We start from the raw sequence: 24,473 nt of genomic DNA, 5'->3' as shown, positions 1-24,473 counted from the left end.
GCTCACCAGACCAGAGAGAACACCATGCGTTTAGCGTATTCAACCTGGCCAGAAATTACTGCGTTTCTGGTCGATTCAAAAACTGTCGTCATCCCTATCGGTTCCAACGAACAGCATGGTCCCATGGGCTTGCTGGGTACGGACTGGATGTGCCCGGAAATTATTGCCCTGGCAGCAGAAAAAATCGCCAGTGAAAAAAATACCGCGCTGATGATCGCACCCACCTTCAACATCGGCATGGCACAGCATCACCTGGGTTTTGCCGGCACCATTTCATTGCGCCCGTCCACTTTCATGGCAGCGATAGAAGACTGGGTATTGTCACTGGCAAGACATGGCTTTGATCATATCTATTTCCTCAACGGGCATGGCGGCAACGTGGCCACGATAGAAGCCAGCTTTTCGCAAATCTATGCACGTTATTCCTACACAGGCGAAACCTGCCCCTTGATGTTGAAGCTGAAAAACTGGTGGGATTTACCGGGCGTGGCAACGTTGTGCAACAAGTTATTCCCGGTCGGCCACGGCATGCATGCGACGCCTTCAGAAATTGCGGTCACCTATGCGGCTTATCCGGAGCAGGTTCGCCATGTTGATTTGATACCAAAAATCGCCCCCAGCGGCCCGATACTGGATGCGCTGGATTACCGCGCACGCTTCCCCGATGGCCGTATCGGCGCAGATTCCAGCCTGGCGACGATAGAGCTGGGGCAGGAAATCATTGCCATGTCAGTGCAGGGCTTGCTGGCGGATGTGCAGGAATTCAGCGCGCAGGTCAAACCGGCTTGAATGTAATCTGGCGATCGTTGGCGGATGATAGACCCGCCTTTGAGCGATGTCTGAGCGATGTCTGAGCGATGTCTGAGCAATCTTTGACCAATGTTTGAATAATCTTTCACAAGCATTGTCATCAGCCACATCCTTTTTGCTATCAAAAAGTTGGTAAAATGCTGCCTCGCCGGATTCGACCCGGCTTGTTTTTGCTACGTACAAGTAGCAAATATTCAACATTTCAACATTTCAACTTTTAAGATCAGCAACATGCCATACATAGGATTAGGATTACACGTACTGGTTGCCCTGTTTTTTGCAGTGCATGCCGTACGCAGCGGGCGTGAGCTTTACTGGCTGATGATTTTATTCATGGCGCCCATGCTGGGCAGCATCGTCTATTTCTTTGCCGTCTACATGCCAGAAACCCGGCTTGAGCACGGTATGCGCAAGACCATGACGGCAGCAGCACGCAGCCTGAACCCTGGTGGTGAAATGCGTGAAGCAGCCAAGGCTTTTGAACTGCTGCCCACCGCGCAAAACCAGATGATACTGGCCAATGCCTGCCTGAACGCCGGTGACATTGCACAAGCCGTCGCCCATTTTGAAGCCTGCCTGCAAGGCCCCTTCGCCAGCGACGCTGAAGTGCGGCTGGGTGCTGCCAACGCCTATCTCTTGCAGGGCAATGGCAATGCCGCCATCACCCTGCTCGAAGCGGTGCGCAAAGACCAGCCCACCTACCGCGCTGAACACACCTCCCTGAACCTGGCACAAGCCTATGCCCTGACAGGCCGCCAGCAAGAGGCAGGTGTGGAATATGCGAACGCCGTCGCCCGCTTCGGCAGCATGGAAGCACGGGCTGACTATGCCATCTGGGCATTGCAAGCCGGTGAACATGGCACGGCCAATACCCAGTATGCAGAAATCCAGCGCAACATGAAACACTGGAACAAGCACACACGCATGCTCAACAAGGCTTTGATCAAACGCCTGGAAACGGCGTTTGCAGGCCGCGCTTAAACCCTGGAACGCATTGCGTCACAACAAGGATGACATGCGTTCTTGAGCGCCCCTGTCTTCAAGGTATCAACAGGCACACCAGCATGATGACCGTGAACAGCAACAGCAGGTTGCGGCGGGTCAGCACACTGATGGCCAGCACGATCAGGCCAAAGGTCATGGGGCCGACATTGTTGACATGGATGCTCACCCACATGCTGACAAATAATTGCAAGAGGATGAGCCACCACACAATGGGGCGTGGCTTGTGATCTTGATGTGGCGCGGATGTTGGCGCTGGCGTAGATGCACGACCACTTCGCCCGGTGTCTGGCTGATGGCTGCTTGGGGTAGCGCCAGGTGCCGCGTAGGTGGTTCGTGCCGCTGCACGCTGTTGTTTCTTCGGCGCTGCTGCTTCTTTCTTTGCATCCCTGATAGCCTGTTTGGCTTCTGCCATTTGCTGGGCAGTTTGTTCCAGCACCGGTGCAGCAGGCTCTTGCACCTGCCACCAGCGTTGACCATTTGCCCGCAAGGGTGTCTGGCCTGCCGCGACTTGCTGGCGCAGGCTGGCAGCGCTTGCCATCTTGCTGACCTGAACCTGGGCCGGGCTGGCCTGCGCAGCCCGCAATGCCTTGATGCGCGCCAGCCAGGGCTGGCCCTTGGCCGGATTGACCATGCAGATATAACGTGCATAGCCTTCCAGTGCTGACAGCACATTGGTATTGCCATTCCAGTGTGCACCGGCAGGGCCATGTTTTTCTACCTGGTGCAGGGTGGCGCGAAAGCGATGCAGGGTCTTGGCGTCTATCGTCGGTGTCTGGTTGACGACGATGCCGGTGACTTCCTGCTTCTGGCTATGGCGCATGATGCGCTGCTTGTCGGGGTGTGGCGTGAAGCCTTCTGCGGCAATGATTTGCTTGACGCGCCACAACAGCTTGCCCACTGGAGGGCGTTCTTTCTGGCTGGTGGAAAACGTCAGGTCATCGGCATAACGGGTGTACTGAAAACCCAGCTTGGCCGCTGCCGCATGCAGGCGTTTATCAAGACTGATGCACAGGATGTTGCTGATCATGGGGCTCGACGGCGCGCCCTGCGGCAGGCTGCGCTGCTTGCCTGCGACAAAATATTTTTGTGTATCCACCCGCACTTCTTCGCTGGCCTGTTCTGTACACAGCAAACCCAGCAAGGTGGCAATTTGCTGGCTGTAACCCAGCGAAGCAAAGACGCCTTTCACCCTTTGATAACTGATGCTGGGGAAAAAATCTTTCAAATCCAGGTTGATGACCACGGCCTGCCCCACATGCGGCGTGGCATTGCTGACGATGGAATGCTGAGGCAAAAAGCCATGCGCCGCGGGATGGCAAGGCAGCTTGTTAAGGATATGATCAAGCACCCAGTACTGGCAGCGCTTCAGGCGCGGCATGGGGGCAGAAATAATACGCTGTCCACCGGTCTTTTTGCTGATCGCAAAACGCTGGTAATGGCTGATGGCACTGACCTTGCGCTGGAAAGTCATGAAGCGCAATTCAGCCAGCGGGATACCGATGGCAGTAGCCAGTTCCGGCGCTTTTTGCAGCACAGGCAATTGCAGCCGGGCGAGCTTGTCGAGGTCACTGCTGCTGTAATTAAGCCCGCTGGACACTTCTTCACCCAGGTAAACGATATCTTCGCGGCGTTTTTGCTGCCAGGCGACGGCTTTGGCATAGCGCAGTTGCGCATGCTTCTGGCGCGTCTGCTCGCGCCGCTCTTTTGCCGCAACCATGCGCTGTTTGCGCATGTCACGCAGGGCGGCCTTGGGATCTTGTACGCGTTCGAGTTGCCTGCTCAGTTCACCCAGGCTGGCGGTCAGCGTGGCTTCACGCTCTATGAGTTCTTCTGCCACGCCGGGCTTATCGCTTTGCGCTGGCCAAAACCCCAGGCGCTGCATTTCGCGCATGACGACGGCGTCTTTGGTAGTGGTACGCAGATGTGCATACAATTCATCGCGCGTCATCTGTGACAATGGCGGCGTGGTAGAAGCTGGCTGGGCGTTTTGTGTCATGACTCTGGGCTTTGCTGATGTTTTATTGCCTGCGGCAGAAAACATAAGCTATTCAAATTACGATAAAACGGTGCGCCAGACAATAAAAGAAGAAGGCAGGAAGCTCATCGAAGAGCCTTCAGACTGAGAGGCTCCACTCGACGCCGGATACGACTGCTGGCGCGAATGGGATTCACGGAATTCACATCGTCATTGCGCCAGCAGTCGTATCCGGCACAGTGAAGAGAAACTCAGTGATGCATAGCTAAGCAAACTACATGGATGGCGATACACCATCCGGGTTGCAAGAGCCTTCCTGCCTACCTAATTTTACGTCCCCTCGCTCCTCCTTGTAAAGATAAGACTTGATTAAGCTACTGCGCGGCATTATTTTGCGTCTGCGATGCTCGTCGTACCTCAGTACGACTGCGCTTCTTAACGCAAACTAAAGCCGCTCGCTACGCTTACTCAAGCCTTATCGACCTCATCTATAAAAATTGGCGAATGGCCCCGTAAGGGGCTCATTCAAGCAACGGCAATCAGGACTGACGAAAAACCGTTCCAGCAAGTCGCAGCGACGCAGGCAGTACGCAAGTACGACAAGGCGCTGCAACGCCGCTGGGGCGGTTTTCTCGTCAGTCCGCATTTATCAGCGCGCGACTTGGCGGATGGCCAGCATATGCTCACACGGCCCGCGAAACAGGCGGTTGCGGATGAAATAATCGCAACTGCAATCGCCATCAACCAGTCGGTCATCACTGTCCAACACGATTTTGGTATTGCGTAACTTCTTGGTATTGCTCATGTTGGCACTGACTTTCGCCTGCCAGGCGACGCCGCCTTCGGCAGTTTTCGATGACTGCAAATCCAGCATCAGGTTTTTATGCACAAGTTGCGCAGCCAGGGCTTCACGCTCGCTGGCAAAGCGCAGGCTTTGTACGTCGATGGGTTCACGCACCAAATCGCGCCAGCGGGCCACCTGGTCAACGGCGTCATACACGACGCGGCCTGCCTGCATCAAACCTGTCAATGCGGACGCCACCAGTTTTTGCTCTATCTGCAATTGCTGTGCCAATTCAGCCGGGCTGGCAAACCAGCGCGCAGACAGCGCCTGTGCCACGGCCTGCGCGGTGCTGTCATCGACATCGTGCCGGGGTGCCAGCAAATCAAACTGGCCTGCACGTGACCAGTCGTTGGCTGTCCAGCCTGACAGGCCCAGGGTGTAATCCATCTCAGGCAGATGTGCTATCCAGAAACTGGGCAGGCCTGTGCCCATCAGCATGACGGTAAATTTGTCGGCAACGCCGATCAGCCTTTCCAGCGTCAGCAGGCGCCTGCGCCCCCACATCCTGACTTCTGCCGCCTGCTTGCCGGTGAAGATGGAACGCTGGCAAACCAGGCTGATGCCCCAGGGTTCAAACAGCATGGTGATGGGCTGACCTGGCTCAAGGATGAAACGGATAGAGCGTGGCCCTACCCTTTCTGTCTTGCGGCGCAGGATGTGGCAAATGCTGTGCACATCCATAGGGTGCAGGTCGAGCTTGTGGGCAGGCATGGACATGGCCGTGCTGACCTGCAAAAAGCCGCGCATCCAGCTGTCTGGCAAATCAATCTTGGCTTCATGGAATTGCTCATCATGGCCGGTTTGTACCTGGAAACCGTCAGCCTGGATGTCCAGCCGGGTTTCTTTGTAGGCGCGTATTTTCTGGAATTCTTCATACAGGGCCGCTGAATAATCGATATTCGTCGTGCCGCAGGCGAACTCACCGAGGTGATTGAAGACATTGTGACGGCAGCTGAGGCTGGCATAAGTCGATTCATCACGGCTGAAGCATTCAAAGAACACCTTGTCGGGATGCACCGTGATGACAGGATCAAGCACGATCCACATATCGCGGTTTTCTTTGTACAGGTAATCGAAATAAGCGCGCTGCGCCTTGTAGAAAGGCTGCATCTGCTTTTGCTTTTCACCACGCAGCCGCGTCAGTTCTGCTTGCAGGGGAGTGATTTTTTCACGTAACTCTTTGCCCTGCGCCATGAATTCAGCCAGCAAACCGGCTTCGTTTTCTGCCAGCCAGGCAAAATAGGCGCTGCGGTCTTTGGGCTGGGTGCGCAAATCCGATACCACCACATCATGCATGGCGCTGATGGCTTCACGATAGGCCAGTGCCAGTGTGGGTTGCAGCGTGGCGGCAAAATAAGTCGGTGCGCGCAGCGTGTCTGGCGCGAACTGCATGGTTGTGGCCGTGGTGCTGTCACTGACCTGGCTATTGCCAAAATAGCGGTACTGGAACTTCATACAGGCTCCGCAGAAATGATGGTTTGATCTGCCAGCAGGCGCGGCGCAATGGTCTGCATGGGCCAGTCTGCCTCTTGCGCCAGCGCCGGGTAAAGCGCCTGCAACTGGTGCAGGCCGACGATGTACTGCGCCCTGTCCTGTATCGCCACGGTCAGGACCTGGCGCGTAAAGATGGCGGCAACAAACCGGGCATGGCCTGCTGACAACAGCCCCTGTTTTTGCAGGAAACTGATGATGCGGTTTTTAACCGTGCGCGCCTTGTTGACATGCGACAGCACACTGAGAAAGTAAGGGCGCAATTGCTGCAAATACTGCAAACCCTGCTGCATGTCCGCAGCATTGGTAGCCGTATTGGAAGCAGTATTTGCAGCAGTATTTGCAGCAGCCTCGACACTGCTTTCCAGCCAATGGCTGACGAACAGCTGCATGTTGGCCGAGGGATGCTGTGCCAGGCTCAGTACATAGTCAGCCGCATCTTCCATCCTGAAATGACGGGTAATCAATTGCCTGCCCAGTCTTTGTACGGCGGCTTGCGGATGGTCGCACAAGGCCAGCAACTGGGCCAGTTGCCACTCTTCGGCATTGATGTATCTTGAAAAATAATCGGTGGCAAAGGCACGTGTTTCTGGCCAGCGGGTATCGAGTATGCGCAGTGCATCATCAAGTTGCAGCCGGACCAGGGACAGGTTTTGCGTAAAGAATTCCTGCGCACGCAGGCGTACCTGCAAGATCGCATGCCTGCCCAGCAAGGCCCATTGCAACACGCTGAGCCTGGCTGGCAGCTGCGAATTGGCATGCGTCAGCAACATCGCCCCCAGGCTTTGCGCGCCCTTGCTGCGGGCTTGCAGCAAACGCCATTGCGTATCATCAGGCAGGGCCAGTGCGCTGGCCAGCAAGGAGCCGCTGCACCAGGCGATGATATCGGCATGCACACTGTCTTCACCGTCAGCCGTGTCGCTGCGGAAGATCACGTCGATCAGGTGCGCCAGCAGTTTTGTGGCAAATGCCGTGTGTACTGCGAGTTTTTCGATGACAGGATGCATGGCGGCACGCACACGCGCATCGTCAGCAGTCGCCAGTGTCGCCACGAGGTCTGGCTGCTCTACGAGCAGGCTTGCGGGCAAGGCGGCAAACAAACGGCTGCCCAGGCTTTGCCTGCCGGCATCAACATCCTGCAACAAGCCGCGTAATACCTGCGGCGACACATGGGCAATACCTGCCGGATGAGCCACCAGCACATCGGTCGCCAGCGACTGTTGCCAGAATGCCGGTGCCGCCAGCAAATTGCACCAGACCGATAAAGCCTGGTCAGATAATTGCGCCACACTGTCGGCCAGCACGGTCTGTACCAGCCATTGCAGGTCAGCCTGCAACACCTGTACCTGCGCATCGGTCAGCGTGGCGTTCTGCACCCATTGCGTGAATGCCGTCAGCACTTGCTGGCGCGTGGCAGCAGATGCACTTTGCGTCAGCAGACGGCAGGTATCACGCACACGTACCAGGGGGCTGGTGATCATGGCCAGCAAAAGACCGGCTTCCTGCGCATACACTTCTGGCGTCTTGCTGATGAAACTCAGGGCATATTCAGCAGCCGGTACATAATCGGCAGTCAGCAAGATACTCAGCCAGCTCAGATCAGGCACCTGGTTTGCAAAGCGTTGCCTGACGACGCCAAAGGCAAATTCCTTGGTGGGTAGGTAGGGGCTTTGCAGCAAGTGCTGTAGTTGCGACCCTTGCAGTTGTGCGCAAAACGCCTGGTTATCGACCAGGGCGCGGGCGGCAAAGGCATGTACACCAAAGCAGAGACTATGATCAAGCAGTTGCAATAATTTTTCAGGGGCAGCATCCCACAACTGCGGGAAAGCTTCTTGCCGCACCGTACGCGGCGGATAATCAAGCGCTTCCGATGTCACCGGCACCCACCATTTTTTTGCCGAACGGCTGGTGGTGAAAGCGCTATTGTGCTGATGCACGAGCTGGTTAAACAGCATCCATTGCGCATACGGGCTCAGATAGCGCAATTCGGTATCGTAAGAGCGGGTGCTGCGGTTCCATTCCATCAGCCTTTGTATCTGGGCCTTGCCTGCATGGGCATCATCACAGGCCAGCAAGGCGCCGGTTGCCATGTTGACGAAATCGGGGCTTTGCAATTCACCCAGGCGGCGCAATGTACGCCAGCTGCGGCGGCGCAGGTAATTGCGCGTGAGATTGGAATAGGCAATGCGGGTATTGGGCTTTTTTATTTCATCGGCAAAACGGACTGCACGGTGTTCGATATACACATATTCTCTATAGGCCGACTGTAAAAACAGCGGCCACGCACGTTCAAAGCGCTGGTGCAAGATGCCAAACAATTCAGCATCGGCACGAAATTCAGCGGCCTTGTAGATATGCCGGAAAGCGCGAAACACGTCGGTATTCACCGTCAGCTTGGCTAGCTGCTGCAACAGCAGCGGGCGGGCAATGGCTGATGAACCCGACAGGGCGACGCAATCGACTTGCTCAAGCCAGTCGTCATGCCGCCAGTCTTTCCAGCGCTTTGACGACAGCAGCGCCAGCGCCACTTCATCAATATTGTCTTGTTTTTCAGCTTGTTTCCACGCAGCCTGCAATTCATCTGGCCAGCTGGCGATGAGTTCTTGTGCATATTGCTCACGCACTGCGGGGCTTGCCAACGCCAGCCAGGCTTGCACGGCGATATACCTGACATGGCTGTATTTGGAACGCTGGCTTAATTCGCGCATGGCAATGCCGGCACCAGCATCGCCGCAACGCCCTATCGCATAAGCGAGGCAATAATCAAGCAATGCCGTGCCGCTTTCCAGCAGCTCGACCAGGCGCGGTACGGCGGCCTGCAAGCGACGCTCACCAATGCGCCAGACCGTGCGTGTGCGCTCTACCTGTGACAGGCCAGACCACGGGCGTGTCTGCACGCGGTCAAGCAGGATTTTTTCTTGCTCAATCACAGATGCGGGCCTGGCGATTTTTTCGACCAGGGTTTGTGCGGTGTGGCCCCATTGCATGGCGTCTGGTTTTTTGTCAGCGCCGGCTGCGGCCGGGACAGTGACTGGGCTTGGGACTGGCGCATTGACATCGACAAATCCCTGCTCCAGCTTGCTGGCAAGGTTCTGGGCGAAAATATGTTCCGCGTTTTCCAGGCTGACGGGGAAAGGCGTCTTGCTGCTTTCCTGCCATTCTGCATCCGGGTGGCCTTCACGCAGGTTGACGAGATAAAGCGTGACGCCATCTGCGGTTGTTGCCGCCTGGCATAGCTCGATTTCGCAATGCCTTTCCTGCGGCTTGCTGCGGACGAGTTTCACCAGTTTAATCATGCCTTGCATACCAGAACGCTCCGAACGGGATCGATAAAATAAAGAGGGGCAATATCAAAAGGAGAGCATTATGGCATCTTTATTTACGGTATGACAGGCAGTTTGCTTCAAAATGTAAGCGTTTTCCAGCCGTTCAGCAAAAGCTGGAAACTGTCCGTCAGAGAGACGTCCCCGCCTGGCGGCGCTGCCAGAAAAGCTGGTCTGGCCAGCGGGTTTCCTCTGCATACCAGGCTTGCAGATGGTGCTGGTAAGCCAGTTGTATACGGCTGATTTCTTGCCGGTAATCGCCCCAGGCGGCGTCACCCTCAGCAAGGTGGCGTGATGCTGCCTCAGCGGCAGCCAGGCCGGTATATAAAGCATTGAACAGGCCTTGCGAAGACAAGGGATCAAAGCTGATGGCGGCGTCGCCCACTGCCACCCAGCCATCGCCGGCGATGCGGTCCAGCGTGGCGCTGTGGGCGGCGCAAAAGCCGTGCTGACTGCCAGGCTCAAAACCATAGTCACGTAGCTGTTGCGACAAAGCTGCCTGAAAAGCCAGCCGGTTCATCAAACCGATGGGGTGATTGGTGGCATGCGCCTGCGGTAAATCAGCATCGGTATAAAACGCCAGGATGCGTCCCTGATTGGGTAAGGACGAGGTATACCACCAGCCACCCGCCTCAGCGACCAAATCGCTGACACCGGCGGTGTTGGCATGGTCCTGGCCAATGATCCAGCTGCACGACAGCTTGTCATGTACGCGCCGGTTACCGCCGTTGCGCCTGGCGATCAGCGATTTTCTGCCGGTGGCGTCGACCATGAGGCGGGTTTGAATGGTGAGCAGTTTGCCCCTGCTATCCAACTCCACCAGCCAGCAGCTTTTGTCTGCCGGATCGCGCTGGAAGGAAAGCAATTTTGTCTGTTGCAGCAAGGCTGCGCCACGCTGTTGTGCGGCTTGCTGCAACCAGGTATCAAATTGCAGCCGGTCCAGATACCAGCCGTGGCCATCAAGATTGCGCATGGCATCTTGCTCAACATGCCCTACCCCGCCCCAGTTGCTGGTATTAAGCTGTGCCGGGCAATGGCCCTGACGGATGAAATCGTCGTACAGACCCATGTCTGCCAGCAGCCTGGCGGCAGCGGCAGGTAAAGACTCGCCGATGCGCAATTCTGGCTGCGCGGCGGCGTCTATCATCAGCAGGTTTTTGAATGGTGCCAGGTTCAGGGCGAAGGCCGCACCGGCCGGCCCTGCCCCTACCACCAGTACGTCGACCTGCAAAGCCTGCACTGCCGGCATCAGCGGTGCAGGCCACGCGGGAAGCGCCGGACTTTTTCTATCGTCATCAAATCCAGTGAATCAGCGCTTTCTGTGATGGCCGCACCAACCCGTACATGCTGCTGGTCGTGCTGATCGTGCTGATTATGCTGGGCATTTGGATTAGGCATGTCCTTGATGGGCACATGCTGGTCTTCCACCTCAATCTCACGCGGGAAGTTGTCATGGTCAGGCGGGCCGGGGTGCACTTCGACCACGCCCAGGTGATCAAAATGATGGATCATGTTATTGATCTGGTCGGTATAACTGGTAGTGCCCAGCGGGTTGATCCAGGCGGCGCGGTTGGCAAAGGCCGCCAGCCTTTCGCCCAGCGGCTTGCTGCCATCCATCACCACTTCATAGTTTTGTTTGGTGATGACCTGGTTAGGCACGCGCGCCGGCCAGAAGCTGGGCACGTAAGGATCATAGGCCTTGTCATAACCTGAACGGCAGCTTGCGGTATCAGTCTGCCACGGCACGGCCATCCAGCGTGTGATGCCACCGGCCTGCTGGCCATAGAGCGGGCCGTTCGGTATGGTCACGCCATCGCTGGTCAGTATTTCACCCAGGCCAGGGGCGACCCAGCCATCAAGTGCATGGGCAAAACGGAAAGGTGCCATATACATGGTGCTGGTGCGTACCGGCCAGGTCATTTCGCAACCAGGGTGGAAGGCGTCGGCCAGGCAAAACTCCAGTGCGGCCTGGGTCAGCGTATCCCCCTGTTGTTCGAGTGGCACTTCATCGATGCTGGCCGGGTGGCGTCGCTGCGCGTCATAGTCTTCGACAAAATTGCCTTCTGCCCATTCCGCCAGCATGGCAAGCTGGGTGCCTGTCAGTGACGCATTCTGGCGCGGTGTCTGTGCTGCCGGTATCGCCATGGCATCGCCATACAACCACGGCCAGGGCTTGGGTGACCAGGCATCGACCTTATAGTTGCGGAACTGGTTGGCGATGGTGCGGCGCAATTCTACATAGGCGGTGGCCGTGCTGGAGAGGCGTGACAGTACGTCTGGCGTAGTCAGGTCGATAGCCCCTTTCCAGCCGAAGCCGGCATTGAAACCTGCGTTCACCCATTGCAGGCCATTCAGCCTTTCAAACAGCGGCAAGATATCAAAGGTAAAACTGGGACGTGTGGGCTTGGGCAGCCAGCCTGCGGTGATGGCAACATCGCGCATCAGATCCCACATGGTGCGCACTGATTTTCTTTGTGGCGCGTAATTGGGTGGCGCTACCACCACCCAGGCGGGTTCCACCAATAGCGGCTGGCCTTCATAGACCACGCTGGCATTGATGGGGCCGTCAGAGGTATCGTCACACCAGCCTTCATTGTTGGCAAAAGTAATGGCACGGCTGTTGTCGTAGGAAAATGAAACACCGTGCCCGCCAAGTACAATCAGGTGACCGTTTTCATCCGAAAAGGCTTCGCCCAGGTAGACATTCTTGCCCATGAATTTGCCATCATCAAAACGATGTGGCCTGGATTTTTTACCAGCGATTTTTCTGGCCTTCGGTGTGATGGACAACTGGCTGCGGTCAGGCACTGCCGCATTGCGCAAGGTGGTCTGCGGTGCTGATGCGGCTTCCGGTATATCCAGCGCCAGTTGAAAGCCATACCAGGCTGATTTGGTATTGGCGAGTTGCACCTGCCATTCAACTTTGGCATTGCCTGCATTGAGTTCTTTGACGATGTCGCCTTTGGCATTGACGCCGTAGAGGCGAAATTTTGCGCCCTGGCGTTTCAGTTTTTTTTCTGCATCGCGATAATAACCGGGGGCTTCGGCTTTCGGATACGGCACTTCTGGCCCGAGAAACCATTCATCCTTGCTGGTGCCAACACGCGCTACACCAATCGCCGGATAAATCACGGCCTTGACGATGCAGGTATCTTTTACCGGCGTTGACTCAGCCTCCGTCTTCGCCGCACTTACCGCGTGAAAGGGACAAGCCGCAGGCGGTGTGCGTGGCTCGCTGGGGTCTTGCGTGCCCTGGCCATTTGCTTCATGACGCGCACGTGCACCGGCGGCATACACGACCTTGCGCGCTTCAGCGATGGAACCTACCGGTGCCTGCACAGGTGGCACACGCCAGATATTGAAGGCCAGGCCCTGACCATATTCCGACTGGCCACGCACGCTGACATCTTGCTGCGGCAAGATCAGGGTGGCCACATGCACGAAGGGGCTTTCTTTTTCTGGCCATTCCACCGTCGCTTCATCCAGGGGCATGGTCTTGGGATTGGTCCTGAGCTGCACCATGAAACGGAACTGGTATTCACGTTTTGCCAGGCGGTTACACATATCGACGGCGAGATAATCATTTTCGTCATTCGGTACATTTTCTGGCGGTGTGACGGGTTCCAGGCGATATTTGACGTAATGCTTTTCACCCGCCTTGAACGGCAGGATAGCCCAATAAGTCGTGGTCAGCACGCTGCCTTCGACCTTTTCCATCTGGTCCAGTATCTTGGCGGTTTTAGGGTGTTTTTTCAGATAGCCGGGGTAATCACCCGCAACCACGCCAGCATAGGTAAATTCCACCATCTCTTTGGCATTATCCACAAAGAAAATAGGGAAGTTCTGCATGATGAAATCAGCCGTGTCGCCATCATCGCCGAGCGCCTTGGGGCCGGGTACGCCAAACAGTTTGATGCCTATGCCTACCGTCGATGCCAGGTCAGGTGAAGTGGGTGTCGTGTCGCTGGAAAAGCGCACCCAGGCTTGCAGGCTGTCGTGGCTGAAAACACCGACCTTCAATTCCTTGGGTATCTTTTTTTCCATGACCAGCCTGGCGCTGGCCACCCCGTGCAGCTTACGAAACACCGCCCGTTCGGCTGGCCGCTGCCCCAGCTTGATGCGGTTTTCCTGTGCGATGCCGACAAACATTTCGGTCAGGCGTTCTGGTGCCTGGCTGGCCTGGTCGTAGCATTTTGGGATGGGATCTGTTTCCTTGCTCATGCTGGGTCTCCGTGATGGGTTCTTGATGGCGATGCTGCGGGATGGCTGTCAATTACAGTCTTGATTCATACTTGATTCATGCTTGAATCATGTCGTAATTGTCAAAACAAATTATTCTTTTTGAAATGATTATTTGATAATCTTAAATTTTTGTCAATTGCCTTTTACCTTGTTTAACGTTTATTCTTTTACAAACAACATAAAGCTAGGTTTCGCAACATGCTAGACGTCATCAAGAACATCCGTAATTTCAATGCAAGCCGCGACCCGCAGCGGCTGGCCATGAAATACCGCAATATGCGACAAGACCCGTTTACTTTCTTGCGGGGAACCTGCCACCTGTTCTACGCCCGTCTACCCAAGAACCTGCTGCTTGAAAAAGCACCGCTGGCCTGGTGTTGCGGCGATTTGCATCTGGAAAATTTTGGTTGCTATAAAGGCGATAACCGCCTGGTCTATTTCGACATCAATGATTTTGATGAGGCCGGCCTGGCCCCTTTGAGCTGGGATCTGATACGGCTGGCATCGAGCATCCTGGTCGCCGCGCCCAACCTGGGCATCGCACAGGCTGATGCGCATCTGCTCTGCCTGTCGTTTTTAAAGACTTACCGCAATGTGCTGGCCAATGGCAAAGCCTATTGGGTCGAACGCGACAATGCCACCGGCCTGATACGGCAATTGCTCGATAGCGTCAGAACGCGCCAGCACAGTGATTTTGTGAACAGTCGCACTTACCTCAAAGGCGACAAGCGCAAGATCATCATTGATGGCAAGAAGACCCTGGCCGTGCCCGTCAAGCAGCGTGACAACATTGCGGTATGGATCAATAACTTTGCTGAAAAACAGGACAACAGAAAATTCTTCAAGGTGCTGGATGTGGCAATACGCATTGCTGGCACGGGCAGCCTGGGGGTGAACCGTTACCTGCTGCTGGTGCGCGGCAAAGGTGGCAGTGAAGGTAATTACCTGCTGGACTTGAAGCAAGCCCTGCCCTCGGCCATGGCAAGCTATACAGGCATTGACCAGGGCAAATGGAAAAGCGAAGCTGAACGCATCGTCACCTTGCAAAAGCGCATGCAGGCGGTGTCGGTGGCCTCGTTGCAAACCATGAGCATAGGGAAAAAATCGTATGTCCTGCGGTCTTTATTGCCGACCGATGACAGGCTGTCAGTCACCAAAGCCAATCTGGTTGAAAAGGATTTTGAAAAATCCATACAAACCATGGCCATGCTGCTGGCATCTGCCCATTTGCGCAGCTCTGGCCGCGGTGGTGCAGCCAATGCTGACGAGTTGATGGCCTTTGCCAACAAGAAAACCTGGGTCGCAAAGATAATGGCATTAAGCACCCAATGTGCAAGCCAGGTCGTCAATGACTGGCAAATTTATTGCCAGCATTATGATGAAGACAAGTTCGTTTCCTAGACACTGCTGTGCAGATGCCGTCAGGATGATTGCAGCAATAGCTGGTTTTATTCTTCATGCTTGGTGATGGCAGCGCGCTCTTCGGTGCTTTTTGCCAGCCACTTCTGATGCAGCATTTTTTCCAGTGGCCGCCCTATGGTGAACAGCAATACGACAATGATCATGGCAATACCTGCGATTTGCCAATAGCCAACACCGCAAACAATGCCCAATGCGGCTGTCACCCAGATCGATGCGGCAGTGGTCAGCCCATGAATACGGTCTTTGACCAGGTCATGCGTGATCACGCCTGCGCCCAGAAAACCGATGCCGGTGATGATGCCCTGGATGACGCGGCTGACCGACGAGGTGTCAAGGTTGCCTTGCACCATGCTGAAGTTCATGCCCGTCATGCTCAGCAGCGAAGCCCCCATCGCCACCAGGCCCAGGGTTTTGATGCCGGTGGGCTTGCCATGCAGATTGCGGTCAAGGCCGATCACGCCGCCTATCAAAACGGCTGATACAAGTCGAAATATAATTTCCGTGTAACTGAGCATGCAAAGCCCTTCTTTTGTGGTATTTTCTGGAAACTGTCAGTATTTTGTGCATGTGCGGCATTTTCATTGCACATACGCATGGATTGCATGGATTGTAGCGTTAAATTGGCATGGCAAGCCAGTTTGCAATACCAGGGGCGTCAGCAAGATGCCCAACTGTTCATGTCTGGCCTGACAGGATAAAAATGTATAAAACAGCCATGTTAAAATGCGCTGGTAACAACAATAAACAATAAGTGCGATGAGTGCCCTCGTCGGTCATCGTGGATTTTTGACGGGCTGCCAGCTAAAAGCTGCTTCCCGTCTTGCAATGCCGCAATGCTGGTGACGCTTCTCATCGTTGATCAAGTATTCTCCCGTTAGGAAAACCATGCATTACCGTTTAATTTGTCGCGATGAAAAAAATGAAGTTACCAGGGCACTCGATGCCGGTGACGACTTCCTTGCTACCGTCAACAAGGGGGCAAATCTGCGCCATGAACTGAACGCGCCGTTTCAGGTCGATATCATTTCCGTGACCCATGATGGCCAGGAACATAAATTGGCACAACTGGGCGGCTTTTCGTAATACGCCCCGATTCCATGTTCACCATGGCAAGCCTGGCGGATGGCTTGCCATATTTTCTATGCCGGATATGTTGGCAGGCATGTGGCAGCAGTGCATTCTTCCCGGGTTGGCTATCGCCAATGCAAATGAAACATCCGTATCAAGTCCTTCCAGCAGGCTTCTGCCGTATTGCGGCAGCTTCCGTTCAGCCATCAAGTTTGTCTCTTTTCACGTTGTTTTTATGTGGAAACACTTTCCTTAAGGACCCAACATGCCGCAACAAAATACAGTCTTGATACTTCAGGGCGGTGGTGCCCTTGGTGCGTATCAGGCCGGGGTGTACCAGCAATTAAGCGAATCCAATACTGACATTGAATGGGTCATCGGCACGTCAATCGGTGCCATCAATGCGGCACTGATCGCTGGCAACCCGCCTGAAAAACGCGTCAGTCAGTTGCGCGCATTCTGGAGCAGCCTGGCACCCGACGCCGCTCACCGTGACAGTTTCTGGCCCAGCTTCACACCCAGTTTCACGCCGTGGATGAATATGACCAGCGACATCAATACCCTGGGTATATTGATGAACGGGGTAGACGGTTTTTTCAAGCCGCGCTTTGGTGCAGCCTGGGATATCAATGCCAAAGTGCCGCTCGATCAGGCCGGGTTCTACGACACGTCGCCACTGAAAATCACGCTGGAAAAATATGTCGATTTCGATTACCTGAACAAAGGCCCGATACGCCTGAGCGTTTGTGCCGTGGATATTGACAATGGCCAGGGCATTATCTTCGACAGCAAAAAAGATACCATTACCGCTGAACACATCATGGCGAGCGGCGCCTTGCCACCGGGTTTTCCACCGATAAAAATCGGCAGGCATGCGTACTGGGATGGTGGTGTCTATTCCAATACGCCGATGGAAGTATTTCTCAGTGAAGAACGCAATGGCGATGCCCTGTGTTTCATGATCGACCTGTGGGACCCGACAGAATCGCGGCCAACGTCCATCGCCGATGCCATGACACGCTATAAAAGCATACAGTACGCCAGCCGTTCAAAAGAACAGTTGCTGATGCACCAGAAGATACAGGACATGCAGCGCGCCATCCGCGAACTGAGCAAGCGTCTGCCTGCTGCTGAACGTAAAAAAGCAGACATCGCCCCTTTTGTGCAAATGGGCTGCGACCACACCGTCAATGTCGTTCACCTCATCATGAAGGCCTTGCCAGGTGACCATTATTTCAAGGATGTCGATTTCAGCACGTCTACCGTACAGGCGCGCTGGGATGCCGGCATTCATGATTGCAAGCGTGCACTCAAACACAAATCCTGGCTGCAACCTTTACCACCGCATGCCGGGTTGATTATTCACGAACTGCTACAGGAAAGAGACTGACCATGACAGAAGATGAGATTCGCCAGAATGCATTTGCCATGCCTTACAGCAATTCGGCTTTCCCGCCGGGGCCGTATCGTTTTACTGACCGTGAATACCTGATCATTACTTACCGCACTGACCCTGAATTGCTGGCAAAGATCATTCCTGCGCCATTGAAGATGACAGAGCCGGTCGTCAAGTTTGAATTCATCAACATGCCTGATTCCACCGGCTTTGGGCATTATTGTGAATCAGGACAGGTGATACCGGTGACGCTCGACGGCGTTGCCGGTGGTTATGTGCACAGCATGTATCTCAATGACCACCCGCCCATTGCAGCTGGCCGCGAGTTATGGGGTTTCCCAAAAAAATTGGGCGAACCTGAATTGCGCGTGCATAAAGACACGCTCATGGGCACACTCGATTACAGTGATTTTCGTGTCGCAACCGGCAGCATGGGTTTCAAGCATACCAAGCTCGACTCTGAAGCGGTCAAAGCCTCGATGGCGGCACCCAGCTTCTTGCTGAAAATTATTCCGCATGTCGATGGCACGCCACGCATCTGCGAACTGGTGCAATACAGCCTGACCGATATCATCATCAAAGGTGCCTGGGGCGGCCCGGGTGCACTTGACCTCAATGCCCACGCCCTGGCACCGGTGGCAGCCTTGCCGGTGCTGGAAGTTTTATCCGCAGTTCATATCCTGGCTGACCTGACCCTGCCGTACGGTACGGTTGCCTACGATTACCTCACCCACAAAAAGTAAAGGACTACTCATGTTACTCAAAGATAAAGTTGCCATCATTACCGGTGCTGCCAGTGGTATAGGCAAGGAAATTGCATTTGAATACGCCAAGCAAGGCGCCAAAGTCGTCATCGCTGACCTGGCGCTGGACGCAGCAACGGCAACCGCCAAAGAAATCGAAGCAGCCGGTGGCACAGCCATGGCAGTGGCCATGAATGTGACTGACGAAGCACAAGTGGACAAAGGCGTGGCCGATGTCGTTGCAGCCTATGGTGGCGTTGATGTCATGATCAGCAATGCAGGCATCCAGATCATCAGCCCTATCGTTGACCTGAGCCTGGACAACTGGAGAAAGCTGACTGCCATCCACCTGGACGGCGCTTTCCTGACCACCCGTGCAGCCATGCGCGCCATGATTGCCGGTGGCAAAGGCGGTGCTATCATCTACATGGGTTCAGTGCATTCGCATGAAGCTTCGCCATTGAAGGCGCCGTATGTGACAGCCAAGCATGGCTTGATCGGCCTGGCGAAAGTGGTCGCCAAGGAAGGTGCCAAAAACGGCATCCGCGCCAACGTCATCTGCCCGGGTTTTGTGCGTACGCCATTGGTGGACAAGCAGATACCGGAACAGGCAAAAGAGCTGGGCATCAGTGAAGCAGAAGTCATCAAGAACGTGATGCTGAAAGAGACTGTCGATGGTGAATTCACCACCGTGCAGGACGTGGCACAGACAGCGATTTTCCTGGCAGCATTTGGTTCAAATGCGCTGACAGGACAGTCGATCACCGTGAGCCACGGCTGGCATATGCAGTGATGAGGTAAGTGTAGGTTGGGCCGGGTTTGTAGGTTGGACCCGGCTCCCGTAGGTTGGGCCGGGTTTGTAGATTGGTCCGGGTTTGTAGGTTGGACCGGGCCCCGCTGGGCTACGCTTCATCAGCCCAACACCCGGCCTTTCAATAACGTATTCGTTAATTAAAAGCTCAGTGTTGAACTGGTAAACCGTAGCCCAGCGGCCCAACCTGCGTGATTGCAAGCATCACGATGAAAAAATGTACTACCTCAATGCGCCCCACCCGCATCCACCGGCACAGCCGATTTCTTCGGCTTGGTCAGCCATACCAGACCAATCAAACCCAGAAACATATAGGCTGACATCCAGAAAATATCGGTGGCAGCCATGGTGCTGGCCTGTACGCTAATGGTACGGTCAATGATGGCGTAGGCACCCTGTTCTGGTATCCCCTGCGACATCAAGCCCTGTACGCTTTGCATGAAGGCCGGGAAACTGCTGCCCGTATGTTCGGTCAGTTGCGCATGATGCAGGCTGCTGCGGCTATCCCACAGGGTGGTCATGATAGAGGCACCCATGCCGCCGCACATGATACGCACAAAGTTCGACAGGCCAGACGCCGCCGGTATCTTGTCTGGCGGCTGGCCAGACAGGATGATTGATGTCAGCGGGATGAAGAACATCGACATTGCCGCACCCTGTATCAGCGTGGGTACCAGCAGACTGTAGGTATCGACTTCGGTATTAAAGCCCGCCCGCAAAAAGAACACCACGGCAAAACCCATGAAGGCGATGGAAGCAATGCGGCGCGCATCCACCTTGGGCAATATCTTGCCGATGATGGGTGACAGCAAGATCGCAAAAATGCCCACCGGTGCCATGACCTTGCCCGCCTCGGTCGCGGTATAGGACAACTGTGTCTGCAACCACAAAGGCATGATGACCAGGCTGCCGAAGAACAGGCCATAACCAATGGAAATGGCAATCACGCCAGCGCTGAAATTGCGGCCTTTGAACAGCGATAAATCAACGACGGGATGATCTTGCCCCAGTTCCCAGATGACGAAGTAAATGAAACCTATGGCAGCAATCACGGTCAGCAAAATGATTTCGCCAGAATTGAACCAGTCCAGCTCTTTACCCTTGTCCAGCATTAACTGCAAAGACCCGACCCAGATCACCAGCAGAAACAGACCGACCTTGTCGATAGGCAGGTTCTTGATATGGGATTCGCGCTTGCGGTAAATCGACCATGTCGCCCAGGCAGTAAACAAACCGACAGGGATGTTGATATAGAAAATCCACGGCCAGGAATAATTATCCGAAATCCAGCCCCCCAGCAAAGGCCCCATGATGGGCGCCACCAGCGTGGTCATGCCCCATAGCGCCAGCGCCATTGAACTCTTTGAGGGTGGATAACTGCCTAGCAATAACGCCTGCGACAACGGTATCATCGGCCCGGCGACAGCACCCTGCAAGATACGGGCGGCGATCAGCATTTCTATGTTGGGCGCCATACCGCACAGCCACGAAGAAATAACGAACAGCAAGATCGATGACATGAACAGGCGCACCTGCCCGAAACGGGTAGTCAGCCAGCCGGTCAGCGGCACTGATATCGCGTTAGCGACGGCAAAAGAAGTAATGACCCAGGTACCCTGCTGCGGTGACACACCCAGGTTGCCCGAGATGGCCGGTATTGACACGTTGGCGATGGACGAATCCAGCACATTCATGAAGACCGCCAGCGACAACGCCAGCGTGCCCATGGCCAGTTGCCCGCCCTTCAGCGGGGCATGTGGTGCGGCGCTCATTACTTGGCCTTGCCTGCTGTGTTAGCTGCATTGGCAGCGGTAGCTTTTGCCAGCGGCAGGTTAGCCGCAATGATTTCTGCTATGCGCTGGTCAGCGTCCTTGCCATTTTGTTCGAACACGGCAGTCTGGTAGGCTGGTGTGGTACGTCCGGCAGCAGCGGCGACAGGTGCACCCTGTTGCTGTGAAATATTGACCTGAACCTGCATCGATACGCCGATGCGCAAAGGGTGGGCTTCCAGTTCTTTCGGGTCGAGTGTAATACGCACTGGCACGCGCTGCACAACCTTGATCCAGTTACCGCTGGCATTTTGCGCAGGTAACAAGGCAAACGCAGAACCGGTACCTGCCGACATGCCCAGCACTTTGCCGTGGTAAGTGACATCGCTGCCATACAGGTCAGAATGCAGTTCCACATCCTGGCCGATGCGCATATGGGCCAGTTGCACTTCCTTGAAGTTGGCATCCACCCACAGGGTATTCAAAGGCACGATGGACAACAGCGGTGCACCAGGGGCAATGCGCTGGCCAACCTGCACGGCACGTCTGGCAACAAAACCTGTCATTGGTGCTGGCAAGGTGGTGCGGCTGTAGGCCAGCAGGGTTTCACGCACACGTGAAGCGGCGCGCAAGACATTGGGGTGTTGTGCAACGGTGGTGTTTTCAGTCAGTGTGCGGTTTGATGCCAGTTGTTCATTCGTGACCAGCAGGGCTGATTCGGCACTCTTGACGGCATTGCGTGCATGTTCAAGTTCTTCAGCAGAAACAGCACCGGTGCTCAGCAATTGCTGGCGGCGTGCCAGGTCAGACCTGGCTTTTTCCAGGTCAGCACTGCGCAGGCTGACATTGGCCTGCAGGCTGCCGTTATTGGCAAACAGCACACGCACTTCACGTACGGTTTGTGCCAGTTGCGCTTCTGCCTGTTCAACGGCGACCTTGGCATCGGTCTTGTCCAGCTCAACCAGGGGTTTGCCAGTCTGCACCATGTCGGTGTCGTCAGCATGAATCGCCAGCACGGTGCCAGCGACTTGCGAAGTCACTTGTACAACATTGCCGGCAGCATAGGCATCTTCGGTATGTTCAAATTTGCTGCCCACCAGATACCACCATGCGCCATAGGCGATGCCCGCCACCAGGATGATGAAGGTCACGATCAGCAGCAGGCCGCGGCGCTTGCCGTTTTCTGGCGGGGCTGGTGGCACTGATGACGAAGTTGGTGCAGCCGTTGCTGGTGCAGTCGTTGCCGTCGTTGCTGTTGTTGCAGCGGGAGTCGAAGCAGGATTTGCAGCAGGTGTAGATTGATTTTGTGTAGGGGCGTTCATTACGCTGCCTCCGAAGTAGATGTGACGTGAGCGTTTGTATTGTTGTTGATGTTGCTGGCAGGTGCGGCGAAATTGATCTTGCTTTCATAACCGCCACCGAGTGCCTTGATCAGGTTGATCTGGCTTTCGGTATGGCGTACTGCCATGTCCAGCGACAATTTTTGCTGGGCCAGCAAGGCGCTTTCTGCGGCCAGCACGGGCAGCATATTGACCGTGCCGACTTTTTGTCTTTGCTGTGCCAGTTGCAGGCTGGCGCGGGCGGCTTGCTCTGTGGTCTTTTGCTGATTGGCCTGGGCCTGACTGGCCTGCATGATCTGTACCTGGTCAGCCACTTCATGCAAGGCATCGCTGAGGCTCTGGTTATAAGTGGCAACGGCGACATCATAGGCGGCGACCTTGCCTTTGAGCTGGGCGCGCAAACGGCCACCTTCAAAAATCGGCAGGCGTATGGCCGGGCCAATGCCAACGATGGTACTGCCGGTTTTCAGCAAATTGCTTAAACCCAGGCTGGACAAGCCAGCAAAACCAACGAGGTTGATGTTGGGATAAAACTGCGTCTTGGCGACATCAATATCGCCCTGACTGGCCTCTACACGCCAGCGGGCAGCCACGATGTCTGGACGGCGGCCCAACAATTCCAGCGGCAGGCTGGCAGGCAATGCATTATCAATACCAGGCTTGAAACTGGGTTTGGGGATCAGCTTGCCCTGCTCTGGCCCAAAACCCTGCAAGGCAGCGATCTGGTTACGTGTCAGGGCGATGGATTCCTGCCATTGGGCGATCTCGGTTTTCAGGCCCGATACCTGGATCAGGCTTTGCTGGATTTCGGTATTGGTTTCCAGGCCGGCGCTGACGCGTTGCTGCGTCAACTTGTCGAGCTTTTCACGCACGGCCAGTTGCTGCTGGCTTAATTCAAGTTGCGCATACTGGCGCGCCAGTTGCAGCCAGCTGCGGGCAATGGCATTGCTCAGCGTCAGGCGGGCGCTTTGCCTTTCGGCTTCGGCGACTTTTTCCTGCGACATGGCGCTACGCATTTCAGCGCTGTGCTTGCCCCAGAAATCAAATTCATACGAGGCATTGAAAGCAAGCTGGTTATTGGTATTGTAAGTGCCTGCCAACGGTGGCGGGATCAGGCCCTTTTCAGTAAAGCGCTGGTAAGTGCTGTCAAAACTGGCATTCACTGAAGGCAATTCATTGGCAGCGACAACGGCAGTGACTGCCTGGGCAGCCGTCAGGCGCGCCGCAGCTGCTTGCAAACCCGGGCTGTTTTCCAGCGCCTGGTCGATCAGCTTTTGCAGTTCAGCCCCGCCTACCGTGCCAGCCCACTGGCTGTCTGGCCAGGTGCCGGTCGCGCTCTGGGACGGGAAGCCGCCGCCATAGTCACTCATGGTTTTCAGTTGTGCCTGGCTTTGTATGCCCTGGAAACTGACACAGGCCGACAAGACTGCCAGCGCGCTTGCCGCCAGCACCAGGCGGGTGGCTGACTTGGCAGACTGGATGTTGAAATGATGTTTTTTCATAATACGCGGTTCCGACTTAGATAAGATCAGTATTTTTCATTGCCTTAGCAATCATTTTCCATGGATTCAAGCAAAGGACGATTGGCCAATAGCTTACGTAACAAAGATTTCAAAAAACCGATTTCTTCTGGGCTGAAACCGGTAAAGCCTATATCAAGTACCTCGGTGTAAATCGCTGGCAGGCGCGCTGCCATGGCCTTGCCTTCCGGCGTGAGTTCAAGCTTGAACAAACGCTTGTCATGATCAGACAACACACGCTCGATGAAACCCTTGGCTTCAAGCTTGTCTAGCGTACGTTTCATTGCTGCTGAATCAATAAACAGGTCACGCGCCAGTTCTGCGGCGGTACTGCTCTTGCCTGTTGCCAGCAACATAAAAACACTACCCTGCGCATGGGTAATATCGAGACGGCGCAAAGCCTCATCTATGCTGCGTGAAAGCATGGTTTTCGACCTCGCCAACAGGTAACCGACACTCTCTTCCACCATTTGGCTATCGAATACAGGGGCTTGGTTTTCAGTGCTCATGGTTTAACTCTTGACTCAAATAATCATTGACTAGTCAACAGTATATACCAGCTTTTAAATTTTTGCAGCGCAATAAGAAAAACCTTGAAAACCCTTGTTTAAAGAAGCAATACAGACTGAACAAGGGCTGAAACAGGGACACACAGAGGTAAAAATAGAAATGGACACGCGGCAGATATGTGCCTAGCCTCTCACATTCACGTCG

19 protein-coding genes are annotated in these 24,473 nt (G+C 55.0%); 8 read left to right on the top strand and 11 right to left on the bottom strand.

All coding sequences use genetic code 11. The features are described 5' to 3' along the window. The first annotated feature begins 24 nt into the window (after nucleotides 1-24). Together ACO0LH_RS11170 and ACO0LH_RS11165 are read left to right on the top strand one after the other, a co-directional pair. Nucleotides 25-789: a creatininase family protein gene (locus tag ACO0LH_RS11170; RefSeq protein ID WP_422941147.1), complete on the top strand. Its 765-nt coding sequence runs from the start codon at nucleotides 25-27 to the stop codon at nucleotides 787-789. A gap of 252 nt (nucleotides 790-1,041) precedes the next feature. Beyond that, nucleotides 1,042-1,791, top strand: a complete 750-nt coding sequence (locus ACO0LH_RS11165; RefSeq protein WP_422941146.1) for a tetratricopeptide repeat protein — start codon at nucleotides 1,042-1,044, stop codon at nucleotides 1,789-1,791. Nucleotides 1,792-1,849: 58 nt separating this feature from the next. On the opposite strand, the gene ACO0LH_RS11160 is transcribed toward ACO0LH_RS11165, so the two are convergent. Continuing rightward, nucleotides 1,850-3,811, bottom strand: a complete 1,962-nt coding sequence (locus tag ACO0LH_RS11160; protein WP_422941145.1) for a reverse transcriptase family protein — start codon at nucleotides 3,809-3,811, stop codon at nucleotides 1,850-1,852. Between ACO0LH_RS11160 and ACO0LH_RS11155 the strand changes: the two genes are divergently transcribed. Further along, nucleotides 3,810-3,938: a hypothetical protein gene (locus ACO0LH_RS11155; RefSeq protein ID WP_422941144.1), complete on the top strand. Its 129-nt coding sequence runs from the start codon at nucleotides 3,810-3,812 to the stop codon at nucleotides 3,936-3,938. The genes ACO0LH_RS11160 and ACO0LH_RS11155 overlap by 2 nt on opposite strands. Before the next feature lie 501 nt (nucleotides 3,939-4,439). Here ACO0LH_RS11155 and ACO0LH_RS11150 read toward each other — a convergent pair. The 4 genes from ACO0LH_RS11150 to ACO0LH_RS11135 form a co-directional block, all read right to left on the bottom strand. Further along, on the bottom strand, nucleotides 4,440-6,089 hold the full coding sequence (locus tag ACO0LH_RS11150; RefSeq protein ID WP_422941143.1) for an SWIM zinc finger family protein: 1,650 nt from the start codon (nucleotides 6,087-6,089) through the stop codon (nucleotides 4,440-4,442). Further along, nucleotides 6,086-9,430 carry a hypothetical protein gene (locus ACO0LH_RS11145; protein WP_422941142.1) on the bottom strand — a complete coding sequence of 1,115 codons (3,345 nt, stop codon included), beginning with the start codon at nucleotides 9,428-9,430 and terminating at the stop codon, nucleotides 6,086-6,088. Before ACO0LH_RS11145 ends, ACO0LH_RS11150 begins: the two co-directional genes overlap by 4 nt. Before the next feature lie 148 nt (nucleotides 9,431-9,578). Continuing rightward, complete coding sequence (locus ACO0LH_RS11140) at nucleotides 9,579-10,697, bottom strand: tryptophan 7-halogenase (RefSeq protein ID WP_422941141.1); 1,119 nt, start codon at nucleotides 10,695-10,697, stop codon at nucleotides 9,579-9,581. Beyond that, the gene (locus ACO0LH_RS11135) at nucleotides 10,697-13,669 is read right to left on the bottom strand and encodes a LodA/GoxA family CTQ-dependent oxidase (protein ID WP_422941140.1); all 2,973 of its coding nucleotides are present in this window, start codon (nucleotides 13,667-13,669) and stop codon (nucleotides 10,697-10,699) included. Before ACO0LH_RS11135 ends, ACO0LH_RS11140 begins: the two co-directional genes overlap by 1 nt. 219 nt (nucleotides 13,670-13,888) lie before the next feature. Here ACO0LH_RS11135 and ACO0LH_RS11130 point away from each other — a divergent pair, with 219 nt between their 5' ends. Beyond that, nucleotides 13,889-15,091 (top strand): DUF2252 domain-containing protein, encoded by a 1,203-nt coding sequence (locus tag ACO0LH_RS11130; RefSeq protein ID WP_422941139.1) that lies wholly within the window; start codon nucleotides 13,889-13,891, stop codon nucleotides 15,089-15,091. 47 nt (nucleotides 15,092-15,138) lie between these two features. On the opposite strand, the gene ACO0LH_RS11125 is transcribed toward ACO0LH_RS11130, so the two are convergent. After that, on the bottom strand, nucleotides 15,139-15,627 hold the full coding sequence (locus ACO0LH_RS11125; protein ID WP_422941138.1) for an MgtC/SapB family protein: 489 nt from the start codon (nucleotides 15,625-15,627) through the stop codon (nucleotides 15,139-15,141). Between the two features lie 370 nt (nucleotides 15,628-15,997). Between ACO0LH_RS11125 and ACO0LH_RS11120 the strand changes: the two genes are divergently transcribed. Beyond that, a complete protein-coding gene (locus ACO0LH_RS11120; RefSeq protein ID WP_422941137.1) occupies nucleotides 15,998-16,195 on the top strand; it encodes a hypothetical protein in 198 nt (65 codons plus the stop codon). 18 nt (nucleotides 16,196-16,213) lie between these two features. Here ACO0LH_RS11120 and ACO0LH_RS11115 read toward each other — a convergent pair whose 3' ends face one another. Beyond that, complete coding sequence (locus ACO0LH_RS11115; protein WP_422941136.1) at nucleotides 16,214-16,387, bottom strand: hypothetical protein; 174 nt, start codon at nucleotides 16,385-16,387, stop codon at nucleotides 16,214-16,216. 58 nt (nucleotides 16,388-16,445) lie between these two features. On the opposite strand from ACO0LH_RS11115, the gene ACO0LH_RS11110 reads away from it, so the two are divergent. From ACO0LH_RS11110 to ACO0LH_RS11100, 3 genes are read left to right on the top strand one after another with little or no spacing between them, the layout of a single operon-like run. Beyond that, nucleotides 16,446-17,570 carry a patatin-like phospholipase family protein gene (locus ACO0LH_RS11110; protein ID WP_422941135.1) on the top strand — a complete coding sequence of 375 codons (1,125 nt, stop codon included), beginning with the start codon at nucleotides 16,446-16,448 and terminating at the stop codon, nucleotides 17,568-17,570. A gap of 2 nt (nucleotides 17,571-17,572) precedes the next feature. Continuing rightward, nucleotides 17,573-18,319: an acetoacetate decarboxylase gene (locus ACO0LH_RS11105; RefSeq protein WP_422941134.1), complete on the top strand. Its 747-nt coding sequence runs from the start codon at nucleotides 17,573-17,575 to the stop codon at nucleotides 18,317-18,319. A 10-nt stretch (nucleotides 18,320-18,329) separates the two neighbouring features. Next, nucleotides 18,330-19,112 (top strand): 3-hydroxybutyrate dehydrogenase, encoded by a 783-nt coding sequence (locus ACO0LH_RS11100; protein WP_422941133.1) that lies wholly within the window; start codon nucleotides 18,330-18,332, stop codon nucleotides 19,110-19,112. 245 nt (nucleotides 19,113-19,357) lie between these two features. On the opposite strand, the gene ACO0LH_RS11095 is transcribed toward ACO0LH_RS11100, so the two are convergent. From ACO0LH_RS11095 to ACO0LH_RS11080, 4 genes are read right to left on the bottom strand one after another with little or no spacing between them, the layout of a single operon-like run. After that, the gene (locus tag ACO0LH_RS11095; RefSeq protein WP_422941132.1) at nucleotides 19,358-20,902 is read right to left on the bottom strand and encodes a DHA2 family efflux MFS transporter permease subunit; all 1,545 of its coding nucleotides are present in this window, start codon (nucleotides 20,900-20,902) and stop codon (nucleotides 19,358-19,360) included. Then, nucleotides 20,902-22,221: an HlyD family efflux transporter periplasmic adaptor subunit gene (locus tag ACO0LH_RS11090; protein WP_422941131.1), complete on the bottom strand. Its 1,320-nt coding sequence runs from the start codon at nucleotides 22,219-22,221 to the stop codon at nucleotides 20,902-20,904. The genes ACO0LH_RS11095 and ACO0LH_RS11090 overlap by 1 nt, the downstream gene beginning before the upstream one ends. Continuing rightward, complete coding sequence (locus ACO0LH_RS11085; protein WP_422941130.1) at nucleotides 22,221-23,741, bottom strand: efflux transporter outer membrane subunit; 1,521 nt, start codon at nucleotides 23,739-23,741, stop codon at nucleotides 22,221-22,223. Before ACO0LH_RS11085 ends, ACO0LH_RS11090 begins: the two co-directional genes overlap by 1 nt. A 44-nt stretch (nucleotides 23,742-23,785) precedes the next feature. After that, entirely contained in the window at nucleotides 23,786-24,268 is a 483-nt protein-coding gene (locus ACO0LH_RS11080; RefSeq protein WP_422941129.1) for a MarR family winged helix-turn-helix transcriptional regulator, read from the bottom strand. Nucleotides 24,269-24,473: the final 205 nt, after the last annotated feature.

It is taken from the genome of Undibacterium sp. TJN19, from assembly GCF_049339485.1.
In the GTDB taxonomy this organism is placed as follows: domain Bacteria; phylum Pseudomonadota; class Gammaproteobacteria; order Burkholderiales; family Burkholderiaceae_D; genus Undibacterium.
The sequence above is the reverse complement of the archived record's forward strand: the minus strand, read 5'-3'. Positions and strand labels throughout refer to the sequence as shown.